The 13,115-nt window shown below is 64.9% G+C and carries 13 protein-coding genes, 1 other RNA gene and 2 pseudogenes; 15 read left to right on the top strand and 1 reads right to left on the bottom strand.

Annotated features, from left to right (window positions below):
• The first annotated feature begins 303 nt into the window (after positions 1–303).
• The 15 genes and pseudogenes from XpopCFBP1817_RS00535 to XpopCFBP1817_RS00465 all read left to right on the top strand — a co-directional run bounded on the left by XpopCFBP1817_RS00535 (position 304) and on the right by XpopCFBP1817_RS00465 (position 11,718).
• Complete coding sequence (locus tag XpopCFBP1817_RS00535) at positions 304–918, top strand: cytochrome b (RefSeq protein ID WP_128415521.1); 615 nt, start codon at positions 304–306, stop codon at positions 916–918.
• 71 nt (positions 919–989) lie between these two features.
• Positions 990–2,342 (top strand): cytochrome C, encoded by a 1,353-nt coding sequence (locus XpopCFBP1817_RS00530; protein WP_128415520.1) that lies wholly within the window; start codon positions 990–992, stop codon positions 2,340–2,342.
• A gap of 23 nt (positions 2,343–2,365) precedes the next feature.
• Complete coding sequence (locus XpopCFBP1817_RS00525) at positions 2,366–2,755, top strand: c-type cytochrome (protein ID WP_167393767.1); 390 nt, start codon at positions 2,366–2,368, stop codon at positions 2,753–2,755.
• Between the two features lie 339 nt (positions 2,756–3,094).
• Complete coding sequence (locus XpopCFBP1817_RS00520) at positions 3,095–3,805, top strand: TorF family putative porin (protein WP_128415519.1); 711 nt, start codon at positions 3,095–3,097, stop codon at positions 3,803–3,805.
• A 51-nt stretch (positions 3,806–3,856) separates the two neighbouring features.
• Positions 3,857–4,450 (top strand): sigma-70 family RNA polymerase sigma factor, encoded by a 594-nt coding sequence (locus tag XpopCFBP1817_RS00515; protein ID WP_208619521.1) that lies wholly within the window; start codon positions 3,857–3,859, stop codon positions 4,448–4,450.
• Entirely contained in the window at positions 4,447–5,106 is a 660-nt protein-coding gene (locus XpopCFBP1817_RS00510; RefSeq protein ID WP_128415518.1) for a zf-HC2 domain-containing protein, read from the top strand. Before XpopCFBP1817_RS00515 ends, XpopCFBP1817_RS00510 begins: the two co-directional genes overlap by 4 nt.
• A gap of 74 nt (positions 5,107–5,180) precedes the next feature.
• Positions 5,181–6,431 (top strand): S8 family serine peptidase, encoded by a 1,251-nt coding sequence (locus tag XpopCFBP1817_RS00505; protein WP_425479031.1) that lies wholly within the window; start codon positions 5,181–5,183, stop codon positions 6,429–6,431.
• Between the two features lie 10 nt (positions 6,432–6,441).
• Complete coding sequence (ccmC, locus tag XpopCFBP1817_RS00500; RefSeq protein ID WP_128415516.1) at positions 6,442–7,200, top strand: heme ABC transporter permease CcmC; 759 nt, start codon at positions 6,442–6,444, stop codon at positions 7,198–7,200.
• A complete protein-coding gene (ccmD, locus tag XpopCFBP1817_RS00495; protein WP_128415515.1) occupies positions 7,197–7,403 on the top strand; it encodes a heme exporter protein CcmD in 207 nt (68 codons plus the stop codon). Before ccmC ends, ccmD begins: the two co-directional genes overlap by 4 nt.
• Positions 7,400–7,870, top strand: a complete 471-nt coding sequence (ccmE, locus tag XpopCFBP1817_RS00490; protein WP_128415514.1) for a cytochrome c maturation protein CcmE — start codon at positions 7,400–7,402, stop codon at positions 7,868–7,870. Before ccmD ends, ccmE begins: the two co-directional genes overlap by 4 nt.
• Positions 7,871–7,933: 63 nt before the next feature.
• Complete coding sequence (locus XpopCFBP1817_RS00485) at positions 7,934–9,922, top strand: heme lyase CcmF/NrfE family subunit (protein WP_128415513.1); 1,989 nt, start codon at positions 7,934–7,936, stop codon at positions 9,920–9,922.
• Positions 9,919–10,461 carry a DsbE family thiol:disulfide interchange protein gene (locus XpopCFBP1817_RS00480; protein ID WP_128415512.1) on the top strand — a complete coding sequence of 181 codons (543 nt, stop codon included), beginning with the start codon at positions 9,919–9,921 and terminating at the stop codon, positions 10,459–10,461. Before XpopCFBP1817_RS00485 ends, XpopCFBP1817_RS00480 begins: the two co-directional genes overlap by 4 nt.
• On the top strand, positions 10,461–10,943 hold the full coding sequence (locus XpopCFBP1817_RS00475; RefSeq protein WP_128415511.1) for a cytochrome c-type biogenesis protein: 483 nt from the start codon (positions 10,461–10,463) through the stop codon (positions 10,941–10,943). Before XpopCFBP1817_RS00480 ends, XpopCFBP1817_RS00475 begins: the two co-directional genes overlap by 1 nt.
• Positions 10,943–11,656 (top strand): annotated as a pseudogene (locus XpopCFBP1817_RS00470) (tetratricopeptide repeat protein); the annotation flags it as partial. The gene XpopCFBP1817_RS00475 and the pseudogene XpopCFBP1817_RS00470, both read left to right, overlap by 1 nt.
• Positions 11,644–11,718: non-coding RNA, sX9 sRNA (locus XpopCFBP1817_RS00465), on the top strand. The pseudogene XpopCFBP1817_RS00470 and the gene XpopCFBP1817_RS00465, both read left to right, overlap by 13 nt.
• Before the next feature lie 242 nt (positions 11,719–11,960).
• On the opposite strand, the pseudogene XpopCFBP1817_RS00455 reads toward XpopCFBP1817_RS00465, so the two are convergent.
• Positions 11,961–13,043: pseudogene (locus XpopCFBP1817_RS00455) on the bottom strand (ATP-binding protein); the annotation flags it as partial.
• Positions 13,044–13,115 lie beyond the last annotated feature (72 nt).

Raw genomic sequence — 13,115 nt, 5'->3', positions numbered from 1 at the left:
GGGGCGTAACCGCTGACTGCACGTAGTGCGACATGCCTGAGTGCACCGGGATGCGCGAAAGGTTGCACCACCTCACAGCGCTGCGAATCGATGTGCGCACAAGCGCAGTTGCATGCACGCCAGACGTAGATGCGCACTCAATTGCAGCGCAAAGCCCACAGGGCGATGCAACCTTTTACCGACATCGCCGCACATATCGGTGCACGCTCACCTGGCCGCAGATTGGCCGGCGTGGGGAGCCAGGCCTGGCAGCGCACCGCGCACTGCCAGAACCAACGACCAGCACCGGAGCACACCGACCAAATGCGTTCATCCCCCCAGGCGCCCGACACCGCCGCCACCGACAGCGCCACCGCGCTGCCGCAACAGGCGCCACTGGTTGCGCAGGTGGTTCCACTTCCCAAATCGATGCGCGTGCTGCACTGGCTGACGGTGCTGTGCCTGGCAATGGCCGCCACACTCATTCTGCTACGCGCCGAACTGGAAGGGCGCGCATTGCGTCAATGGCTGATGGAAGGCCATCGCCACTTCGGGTTGATGGTGCTCTTTCTCTTCGTCCTGCGCGTGGGCTTGCGCATCCGCCTGCGCAACTTGCCGCCTGGCCCGCCGTCGCCGCTGCTGATGCGGCTGGCTGCAGGCGCCACCCATGTCGCGTTGTACGGCTTGATGGTGGCGTTGCCGCTGATCGGCTGGTCGCTGAGCAACGCTTACGGCAAACCGGTGTACCTGTTCGGATTGACGCTGCCGAATCTGGTCGCGCCGGACGAAGATCTGGCCGACACCCTGAGCACCTGGCACTTGAATGCCGCTTGGGTCTTGCTGGCCTTGGTGATCCTGCATATCGGCGCTGCCCTTTGGCATCACCTGGTGCTACGCGACGGCGTTCTGCATCGCGTGCTGCCGAGAAAAAACCGATGAATTCCCCCGAGTTGCCAGCCCTCCCCCGCTCCCGCAGCACCGAACCCCGCACCGTCGAACAAGGACTTTCCATGCTCACTCCCCAGCCCGCCCCGCGTCGCACCGCTGCCACGCGTACTGCCTCCCTGACGTCTTTGTTGTGCGTGTCCGGCCCGTTGTTGCTGTTGGCTAGCACACAGGCGCAGGCGATTCCCTCGTTCGCGCGCCAGACCGGCTCGTCGTGCGCGAATTGCCATATCGGCTCCTACGGCCCCTCGCTCACGCCATATGGCATGCGCTTCAAACTCGGCGGCTTCACCGATACCGATGGCAACGGCACCAAGATTCCGGTTTCCGGCCAGGTCACCTGGACGCGGAGCAATCCCAGCCGCGGCGACAGCAGCGCACGCGTCAACGAAGGCGACCTGTATCTGGCCGGCCGGGTCAACGACCACATCGGCGGTTACTCCAAGATCCGCTCCAACAACGGCGGCAACGACACCTTCAACACCCAGCTGGACGATGTCGATCTGCGTTTTGTCAGCAAGCCGTTCCAGCTTGCCGGCAAGGATGCCATGGTCGGCGTCAGCGTCAACAACAACCCCGGCGTGTCCGATCCGATCCACGTGCTACCGAATGCATCGACCCTGAGCCCAGTCTCCAATGCCGGTTCGGCCAGCATGTTGAGTTCGTCGGCGCTGTCCAACCGCGTGATCGGTGCCAGCGTGTACGGCTTGTTCGACCGTAATTGGTACGGCGAAGTCGGCAGCTACAGCGCACTGTCAACGGACGCGCAAGACCACCTGGGCTGGAATCCCAACGGCGACCCGGGCAAGCTCAGCGACACCGGCTATGCGCGCTTTGCCTATATGAAGGACATGAAGCGGCAGTTCTTCTCGGCCGGCCTGACCGCGATGACCACCCGTCGCCAACGCCTGCGCACCGGCGGCCCGAGCGATGACTTCACCGATCTTGGCTATGACCTGACCTATCAGTTCCTGGGCACCCGCGAACACGTGCTGTCGCTGGCCTACGTCAACATCTACGAGCGCCGCAAATACGGCAGCCCGCTGCTGCCGACCGACCCGAGCATGTCCCCGCGCGACCGCGGCAGTGTGCGCGATCAAAACATCAGCATGAACTACGCGTTCAAGCAGACCTATGGCGTGCTCGCCGCGCACTTGATCAACAGCGGCTCGTTCGATGTGGCGCGCTATCAGCCCTATGGCATCCCCGACACCACCGCCAATCTGATTCTGCTGTACTGGACTCCGTTCGGTAAGGAAGGCACCTACACCACCAACGCCAACGTGCGTTTCGCGGCCACCTGGTTCCGCTTCGACAAGTTCAACGGCAGCACCACCAACGTATTCGGTGGCGGCAATCCGATCACCAACCCGCGCGATCTCGACAGCTTCGCGCTGTCGGTCAATGTCTCGTTCTGATTCCCGCACGTGTAAGGACCCCCATGAAGTCACTCCACAACACCGTGTTGTGCGCACCGATCGCCGGCCTGCTGCTGGCCGGCGCACTGTTTGCTTCACCCGCGCGCGCAGCCGACGGCAAAGGCGTTTTCATGACCGAATGCGCCGAATGCCACAGCGCCGCTCAGGGCAAAAACAAGAAAGGCCCGTCCATGTTCGGCGTGGCCGGGCGACCGGCCGCCAGCCTGGCGGACTACAGCAATTACTCCGATGCGCTCAAGGGCAGCAAGTGGCAGTGGACGCCTGCCCAGCTCAAGACCTATCTGTCGCAGTCCTCGTCCAAGGCCTTGCCGGGTACAAAGATGAAGTACGAAGGCCTGGAGGATCAGAAAGAACTCGACGCGCTGATCGCCTACCTCAATACCCTGCACTGATTGTTGCCTGGCCGGCCGGCAGTCACGCTGCCGGCCGGCATCCGGAGCGCATTGCCCCACCCCTCCGGGGGATCGCATAGGCCGCATTGCCAGCCGCGATTCTTTCGCGTATATGAACGGAACCGTCGTGCTCGCAGCGGTCTGCCCGACGCATCAGGCACTATTGCGCCCCCGCTCACCGTAGACGCTCATCCGTTGCCCCCTGGTCCGCCCGCCAGTTCGGTTCCGCTCCGCACGACAGGCAACTACGCCTGCGGCGGGCAGTCGTGGGACATGCCGGGCTTACCGAGGCGGCAGTGCACAGCGCCCAGCGCCAACGCGCGTTGTCCGTGCCCGCACATGCGCCGGCGCAATCACACGCTGCGCCAGTGCCTGCTGATGGCCCTGGTCGTCAGCCCCTGTGGGGCGATGGCCGACAATGTCGGCGGCGCGGTGGCACTGACCTCGCAATTGATCGACCGCGGCATCTCGATTGCGCCCAACACGCTCACGCTGCAGGCAGCCGGCTACTGGCTGCCCTCGCCCGGCTGGTCGGTCTCCACCTCGGTCGCGCTGCAATCGCCCTCGCTGAGCAAGCCGGTGGCCATCACCGCCCAGGCCGCACGCGCCTGGATGCTGGACGACCGTTGGCAGATGCAGGCCAGCCTGCTGTATTACGGCTACCCGACCAACCAGGCCACGCGCACCTTCGACCGCCAGGAAGCCAGCCTGGCCTGGTCCTACCGCGACGCGCTCACCTTGTCGCTGTCCACCTTCAACTTCCCCCGTGCCGATCAGTCGCCGTGGAATCTGGCCATCGACGTCACCGCCAGTATCCCGCTGCGCAACGACGTCAGCCTGTCGATCGGCGCCGGTTGTTCGCGCTTCCCGGCGATGGCCTACGGCGCCGCCGCGTCCGGCCGCTATCAGTACGGGCAATTGGGCCTGAAGTGGAGCCGGGCACGATGGACGCTGAAACTGGAACGCATCGCCACCAGCAGCAATACCCCGCGCCTGCAGGGCGGCCCGGGCGAAACGCCATGGCTGGGCACGGTCTCCACCACGTTCTGATCCACCCGCAACCTTTTGCCCCCGCGCGGGCACTGACATACGTCTTCTGCCGTGCCTGCCTCGATGAATGATTCCGACACCCTGAGTGATGCCACCGACCGCGTGCTGCTGCGGCGCATGGCCGCGGGCGATCGTGCCGCCCTGGCAAGCATGTACACCAGCTACCACGGCCGGCTGTGCCGGTTCCTGTCGCGGCTGACCCGGCGCCCGGACATCATCGAAGAAGCCATCAACGACTGCTTCTGGATCGCCTGGCAAAAAGCAGGCGACTTCCGCGGCGATTCGCAGGTGTCGACCTGGATCATGGGCATCGCCTATCGCTGCGGGCTCAAATGCCTGCGCCAGCATGACGGCGAGGCCATCGACGACACCGCCGTGGTGGAAGACCACGCCCCCAGCGCCGACGACAACGACGACCGCGAGCTGCGCGACTGGCTCGACAAGGGCATGCAACGGCTCTCGCCGGACCAGCGCATGGTGATCGAACTGGTCTATGGCGTCGGCCACAAGCTTGAAGAAGTCGCTGACATCATGCAGTGCCCAGTCGGCACCATTAAAGCCCGGCTGTTCCATGCGCGGGTCAAATTACGCAATGTGCTGCCCGGCCTGGCCGGCGGCGCCCCCTACACGGAGACCCTGCAATGAAGACGTTTTTCATCGCCCCTGGCAAGGAATGCTCGCACGCCTGGGAACTGATGCCGGCGGTATTGCAGGACAGTGCCACCGAGGAAGAGAACACCTGGCTGATCGCGCACGTGGCCAGATGCGCCTCGTGCAGCGCCGAATTCGCGCAGCAGAATCGCCTGCGGCAAGCGCTTGCACTGCCGTCGGCGGTCAAGCTGGACGCAAACGCCGGCCTGCTACGCCTGCTCGGCCGCCTGGATGCGCCAGAACAGCAGACTGCGCCCGCGCTGGTGCCGGCAGCAGCACGCCGCTCCGGCAATTGGACGGTGCGCGCATTGGCCGCCGCGGCCCTGGTGCAGGCGATCGGTCTGGGCGTCATGGGCGTCAAGCTGGCTTCGCCTGCGCCCTCGCACGACTACCGCACGCTCAGCAGCGCCACCGCATTGCCGGTACCGCAAGGCGCCATCCGCGTGGTGCCGGACGCCAGGATGACCGTGGCCGACTGGGACAGCCTGCTGCATGCGCAGCAGTTGCAGGTGGTCGGCGGCCCCAATGAAATTGGTGCCTACACCGTGGTACCTGCCGGACCGCAGCAGCCGGCCCAGCCGCAGCACACGGTGCAGCAGCTGCGTGCCAACCCGCGCATCCGCCTGGCCGAGATCGTGTCCGCACCATGAGCCGCTTCTTCGCTATCGGCATGATCGCCGCCTGCATCGGACTGGGCACCTACGCCACGGGGCACGCCCAGGACATGCCACAGAATGCTGCGCAAGCTGTCGTCAGCAGCCCCGCGCCAGCGCCGGCAGATGCGCACACGCCCGATAGCAGCCGCGACATCCTGCTGGCGGTGGCCAACCCGCTCGCCGCGCCGCCGGCGCGCGCCGGCTCCAGCCTGATTGGCTATGCCTCCAGCTATTACGGGGCCGGTCAGAAGGCCGCCGTGCGCATGGAAGCCATCAAACAGCGCTACAAACTGCGCGAAGTGGCCGGCTGGCCGATCACCTCGCTGGGCCTGTATTGCGCCGTGCTGCAGCCGCCACCGGGTGTGTCGCGCGATGCGTTGGTCAGTGCGTTGGCCGACGACGAAGGCGTGGAGCTGGTGCAGCCGGTACAGGATTTCTCGGTGCTCTCCGCCGATGCAGCGGAAAAGACCACGGCGCTGTCCGGCTACAACGACCCGTATGTGGACATGCAACGCGGCTTTATCGCCACCGATGCGGCCAGCGCGCAAACCTTCACCCAGGGCCGCGGCGTGGTGGTGGCGGTGGTCGACACCGGCGTAGACACCGCACACCCGGATCTGAAATCGCGCATCCGCGACGTGCACGATCTGGTCGACGACACCGCGATCGCCACCAGCAGCGATTCGCACGGCACCGAAGTGGCCGGCATCATTGCTGCCGGCAGCAATAACCACCAAGGCATCGTCGGCATGGCGCCCAAGGCCATGCTGAGCATTTACAAGGCGTGCTGGTATGCACCGACCGTCGGTGCCACCGCACGCTGCAATACCTTCACCCTGGCCAAGGCGCTGGCGGCGATCAACAACAGCTCCGCGCGCGTGATCAATCTGAGCCTGGGCGGCCCGGCCGACCCGCTGCTGAGCAAGATGCTGCTACATCTGGTGCAGCAGGGCCGCATCGTGGTGGCCGCAATGCCGCCGAACGGGCGCATGGATGGCTTTCCCAACGATGTGCCCGGCGTGCTGGTGGTGCGTAGCAGTAGCGCCACCGCCGCGATGCCCGGTGTGCTGAGCGCGCCCGGCAAGGACATCCTCACCACCCAGCCGAACGGCCGCTACGACTTCACTTCCGGCTCGTCGATGGCCACCGCGCACGTCAGCGGTATGGCCGCGTTGCTGTTGTCGATGTCGCCGTCGATGGACGCCGCAGCCTTGCGCGAGCTGATGCAACGCACCAGCAAAATCTCAGACGGCCAGCTGCAGGTCAACGCCGGCGCAGCGGTCGACGCGCTGGCCTCGCACGCCAAACATTCAAACTGACGACACCGGCATGACCAAGTGGATTCCCTTGTGGCTGCATCAACTCAGCTCGCCGCCCACGTTTTACCGCGTCGCCGGCATCGTGCGCCCGTGGGCGCTGGGTCTGGCATTGCTGCTCGGCGCAGTGGCCGCTTACGGCGGGCTGGTATTGGCGCCGCCGGATTATCAGCAGCACGACGCCTACCGCATCATCTTTATCCACGTGCCCAGCGCCTGGATGAGCCTTTTCATCTACGCGGCGATGGGCGTTTCCGCGTTCATTGCGCTGGTGTGGCGGATCAAGCTCGCCGAAGTGGCGACCATGGCCTCGGCGCCGATCGGCGCGGCCTTCACCTTCATCACCTTGTGCACCGGCTCGCTATGGGGCAAGCCGATGTGGGGCACCTGGTGGACCTGGGATGCGCGGCTCACCTCCGAGTTGCTACTGCTGTTTTTGTATCTGGGTGTGCTGGGCCTGTATCACGCAGTGGAAGATCGCCGCCAGGCGATGCGCGCGGCCGGCTTGCTCGCGTTGGTGGGCCTGGTGAATCTGCCGATCGTGCATTACTCGGTGGTGTGGTGGAACACGCTGCATCAAGGCTCCACGGTGCGCCTGCTCGGCCCCTCCAAGATGGGCGCCGACATGCTGTGGCCGCTGCTGACCATGATGCTGGCGACCAAGTTCTATTACCTTGCCAGCCTGCTCGGCCGCGTGCGCGTGGACCTGCTCGCACTGGAAAGCGGCAAGGACTGGGCACGCCGCATCGTGTTGACCGAGCGCACCGCATGAACACCTTTCTGGCGATGGGCGGTTACGGCCACTACGTGTGGACGGCATACGCATTGTTCGTGCTGGTGTTGCTGGCCGACCTGGCATCGCCCTGGTTGCGTCGCCGCCGCCTGCCACGCGAGCTGCGCGGCCAGATGCAGCGGCAAACACCGCGGCGTGCACGCGATCAGCCAGTTCCCACACTGGAGCGGGACGCGCCATGAATGCCACTCGCAAGCAACGTCTATGGCTGGTACTCGCCGTGCTCGCGGCTGCCGCATTGGCGGTGACGCTGATCGTGTTGGCGCTGCAACGGAACATGAGCTATCTGTTCACGCCCAGCCAGGTGCACGCCGGCGAAGCGGCCAGTTATCAGCAATTTCGCCTCGGCGGCATGGTCAAGGCCGGCTCGATCCAGCGTGCGACCGATAGCCTGAAAGTCAACTTCACCGTGATCGACAAGCACGCCGCAACGCAGGTTCAATACACCGGCATTCTTCCGGATCTGTTTCGCGACAACCAATCGGTGATCGCCAACGGACGCATGCAGGGCGGGCGCTTTGTGGCCAACGAAGTGCTGGCCAAGCACGACGAAACCTATATGCCCAAAGAACTGAAAGACGCGATGGCCGAAGGCCATGTCGGCAAGCCGATTCCCGCCGCCGCCGTGTCGCTGTCGGCGCCGCGTTGATGCTGCGCGCACCGCTTTCAATCACTTCCATGATCTTTCTTCGTTGCACGATGCGATTCGCCCATGACGCCTGAACTCGGCCAGATCGCACTGATCCTGGCGCTGCTGTTGTCGCTTGCCCAGAGCGTCTTCCCGCTGATCGGCGCCTGGCGCGGCAATACCACCCTGATGGCAGTCGCGCGGCCGGCGGCAGTCGGTCAAGCGGTGTTCGTGTGGATGGCGTTCGGCCTGCTTGCGTGGTCGCTGCTGTCGCTGGATTTTTCGGTGCGCTATGTCGCCGACAACGCCAACATCGCCCTGCCCTGGTACTACCGCGTCGCTGCGGTGTGGGGCGCGCATGAAGGCTCGTTGCTGCTGTGGATCGCCATCCTTTCGACCTGGACGGTGTTGCTGGCCGCGTTCAGCCGGCATCTGCCGCAGCAGTTCGCCGCCCGCGTGCTGGCGGTGCTGGGGCTGGTGTCGGTGGGCTTTCTCGCCTTTATCCTGCTGACCTCCAATCCGTTCGGGCGGCTGTCGCCGATTCCGTTGGATGGCAACGAACTCAATCCGGTGCTGCAAGACCCGGGCATGACCTTCCACCCGCCGGTGCTGTACACCGGGTATGTCGGTTTTTCGGTGGCGTTCGCATTTGCGGTGGCGGCATTGCTCGGCGGCGAACTGGAACAGGCCTGGGTGCGCTGGGCGCGGCCGTGGACCAACGTGGCCTGGGCCTGCCTCACTGCCGGCATCGTCGCCGGCAGCTGGTGGGCATATGCAGAACTGGGCTGGGGCGGCTGGTGGTTCTGGGACCCGGTGGAAAACGCCAGTTTCATGCCGTGGCTGGTCGGCACCGCCCTGATCCACACCCAGGCGGTCACCGAAAAACGCGGCAGCCTGCGCGCGTGGACGATTCTGCTGTCGATCCTGGCGTTTTCGCTGTCGTTGCTGGGCACCTTCCTGGTGCGTTCGGGTGTGCTCACCTCGGTGCATGCGTTTGCCGCCGACCCGCGCCGTGGCCTGTACATCCTCATTTTCCTGGTGGCAGTGGTCGGCGGCTCGCTACTGCTGTACGCACTGCGCGCGCCAAAGATCGCCAGCGGCAAACCGTTCGCCGCAGCCTCGCGCGAGACCGCGATTTTGATCGGCAATCTGTTGCTCACCGTGTCCGCCGCGATGGTGCTGCTGGGCACCTTGTTCCCGCTGATCGCCGATGCATTCGGCCTGGGCAAGGTCTCGGTGGGGCCGCCGTACTTCGGCTTGCTGTTCCCGCTGCTGATGCTGCCGGTGGTGCTGCTGCTGCCGTTCGGCCCGTACCTGCGCTGGGGCAAGGCCGAGGCGGCGCCGTTGCAGGCAATCGGCACGCGCGCAGGGATCGCAGCGATTGCGTGTGCGTTGGTCGGCAGCCTGTTTGCCGATGGTCAACTCAAGGCGATTGCCGGTATCGGCGTCGCTGCGTGGGTGGCAGCCGGCACCGCGCTGTACATGCACAAGCGTTGGCGCGAAATGCCGCACGGGCGCCGTTTTCCGGCTGAAATGGCCGGCATGCTGCTCGCGCATGCGGGCGTGGCGGTGTTCGTTGCCGGCGTGCTGGTGTCCGAAAGCCTGTCGGTCGAACGCGATGTGCGCCTGGCGCCGGGACAAAGCGCGCAGATCGCCGGTTACGTATTCCGCTTCGATGGCGTGCAATTGATCGATGGGCCGAACTGGAAGGCCGAACAAGGCAGCGTGCAGGTCAGCCGCGATGGCCAGGTGGTCGCGCTGCTGCATCCGCAAAAACGCCTGTACAGCAGCGAGCGCATTCAGACCGAATCGGCGATCGACCCCGGCATCACCCGCGATCTGTATGTCGCACTCGGCGAGCCGCTGGACGACCAGCACATCGAAGACGACTGGACCCTGCGGCTGTACTACAAACCCTTCATTCGCTGGATCTGGGCCGGCGGCCTGCTGATGATGCTGGGCGGTTTTGTCAGCGCCTGCGCACGCCGTTTTCGTGCGCCGGTCGTCGCTGGCAAAGCAGCCATCTCGCCGGCACACGAGGCCATCGTCACTGTGCAGGAATCGCACGCATGAACCGTCTGCTGCCCTTGTTGGCTTTCCTGTTGCTGGCGGCGCTGTTCGGCTTCGGCATCTACTGGACGATGCAGCACAACCCGCGCGATGTGCCCTCGCCCCTGATCGGCAAACCGGCACCGGCGTTCTCCTTGCCGCGACTGGATCAGCCCGATCAACACGTCAGCCGCGACCAGCTGCTGGGCAAGCCGTATGTGCTCAACGTGTTCGGCAGCTGGTGCGCCGAATGCGTGCACGAACATCCGGTATTGATGGCGCAGGCCAACCGGCTCGGCGTGCCGCTGATCGGCTATAACTATAAAGATGCACCCGCCGATGCCACGGCGTGGCTCGCACAATACGGCAACCCGTATGCCGTAGTGATCGCAGACGAGGCCGGCCAGACCGCGATCGATTTCGGCGTCTACGGCGCGCCGGAAACGTTTCTGATCGATGCCCAAGGCGTGATCCGCTACAAGCACATCGGCGTGCTCACACCCGATGTCATCAACGATGCACTGCTGCCTGCCATCGCCGCGCTGCCCAAGGGCGCGCGGTGATGCCGGCTCGCCCCTCATGGCGCTGGCACTGGCGCATGCCAGGCCGGCAACTGCGCTTGCTGCTGGTGCTGCTGCTCGGCGTGCTGCTTGCACCACCGCTGGCGGCCCAGGCGGTGGACCCGCTGCCGTTCAAGAACCGCAGCGAAGAAGCGCGTTACCAGCGTCTGACCGCACAACTGCGCTGCCTGGTGTGCCAGAACGAGAATCTGGCAGACTCCAATGCCGAGCTCGCGCGCGATCTGCGCCATCAGGTGTTCGCGCAGATTCAGGCCGGCAACAGCGACGCGCAGATCAAACAGTACATGGTCGAGCGCTATTCGGATTTCGTACTGTACGACCCGCCGGTCAAACGCGGCACCTGGCTGCTATGGTTCGGCCCGCTGTTGATGCTGGGCACCGGTGCAGGCGTGGTGATCCACACCGTGCGCAAACGTGCGCGTGCCGGCACACCGGTGGCGCCGCAAGCTGAGGAAGAGTGGTGATGACCGGTTTCTATTTCATAAGCGCGGCGTTGGTGGTGATCGCGCTGCTGTTGTTGCTGGTGCCGCTGCTGCGCCGGCCAACGCACCATCGGAGCACACGCTATGCGTTGCCGATTGTGCTGGTGATCGGCTTGCCGATCGCCACTGCCGGCCTGTATCGCGTGGTCGGCACGCCCGACGCCATTGCAACGCACGTGTACGCCACGCCAGCGCAACAGGCAGCGCAGACGACACCAGATGCGCCTGCTGCCGGCAGCACGCAAGCACAGACACCCGCCATCAGTCCGGCCGAGCAGGCACAGCTGCAGACGCTGGACGCCTGGCTGCAGCAGGCCAAAACGCACGAGCAGGAAAACCGTTCGGCCGACGCACGCGACGCGTATGCGCAAGCACTCAAGATAGCACCCGACAACAGCGCTGCCATCGTCGGCTGGATCGCGGCAGACATGGGCACTCGCAGCGATTTCGCCATCGACGCCGCATCGCGCGCGCGCCTGCAACAGGTGATCGCACGCGAGCCGGATCATCAACGCGCCCTGTGGCTGCTCGGCATCAGCGACTTCCAGCAGCAGGACTACAGCGCCGCCACCGAACACTGGCGCCATCTGCACAGCTTGCTGGACACCGGCTCTGCGATGCAGAAAGCAGTCGCCGAAAAAATCGCCGTGGCCGAATCGTTGGCCAGCGCACGGCAAGCCAAACGCGCTGCTCGCTAGGCCGGTTCCTGCGCGCCGTCCGCACCCACCTGACGACTGCTCGCTACGTTTTGTTAGCCGCTCTAAGGTCCCGCGACGGTGGGCGGGCAAGGACCAGTCAAGATGGTAGGTGTGCATGGTTTTCAACAAAGCAACCCGCAAACTTTCTGGTGCGATGTCCTCGCCGATTGCGGGACCGTGTGGCGGCATGGATGCCGCCACCGAGCCCCCAGGGACGGGTTTACGGCGTGTCCCGCAAACGGTGAGGGCATCTCGCGCCCTCGACCGACCAAGTACACGTAACGTCAAGCGTGCAACGCCATCAAGCCGAAGGCCCCAGCACCTCGTGCAACTTGCCGCTGAATTCGCCCAGCGTAAAAGGCTTGGCGATCATGCTCATGCCTTCACCCAGAAATTCACCGCGATCACGTGCGGTTTCTGCGTAGCCGGTCATGAAGATCACCGGCAGATCGCGCCGTGACTGACGCGCAATTTCCGCCAGCTGGCGCCCGTTGAGCCCGGGCAGACCAACGTCGGTCACCAGCAGATCGATACGCCGGCGTGAGGCCAGAATCGATAGCGCAGCGTCCGCATCGGCCACCACATCGGCCTCGTAGCCCAATTCGTTGAGCAGCTCGGTCACCAGCAACCGCACCTGTTCGTCGTCTTCCACCACCAGCACCTGCTGGCCGCTTCCCGTGACCACCGCACCGGCCAGCGGCGGCAGCGTCGCGGGCTGCAGATGCACGCCCGCGGGCAGGTACAGGCTGACCGTGGTGCCCACGCCCAACGCCGACTCCACCCACACCTGCCCGTTGGACTGCTGCATGAAGCCGTAGATCATCGACATGCCCAAGCCGGTGCCCTGGCCGATCGGCTTGGTGGTGTAGAACGGTTCGAACACGCGCTCCAACACATCCATCGGCATGCCGGTGCCGCTGTCGGTGACCGATACCACCGCATAATTGCCGGGCGCCAGGCTCACGCCACGGCCAAGCTCGAGCGGCTGCGCATCGACCAGCAGAGGGCGCGTGGCGATCCGCAACTGACCACCACCGGGCATGGCATCACGTGCGTTGATCGCCAGATTGAGCAGCGCGCTCTCCAACTGGTTTTCGTCCACGTAGGCCTGCGGCATGTTGGCGTGCAGATCGGTTTCCAGGCGCACCGATTCGCCCAGCGTGCGCGCCAGCAACTCCTGCAGCGACACCACCAGATCGTTCAGATGCAGATGGCGCGCTTCAAGCGATTGCCGGCGCGAGAAGGCCAGTAGTCGCTGGGTCAGCGAGGCGGCCCGCAACGCCGAGGCCGAGGCCACATCCAGAAAGCGGCCCAGCCCTTCGGTGCGTCCTTGATCGATGCGCAAGCGCGCCAGATCCAGCGCCGACAAAATGCCAGTCAGCATCTGAGGTATCCCCACGTTTTTCAGCCCATGACCATCTGGTTGTAGACGTGTTCGGGCAGTGTGCGTAATCGC

Origin of the sequence: Xanthomonas populi (assembly GCF_002940065.1) — a bacterium.
Taxonomy (GTDB): domain Bacteria; phylum Pseudomonadota; class Gammaproteobacteria; order Xanthomonadales; family Xanthomonadaceae; genus Xanthomonas; species Xanthomonas populi.
This window is presented reverse-complemented; position numbering and strand designations above follow the sequence as displayed.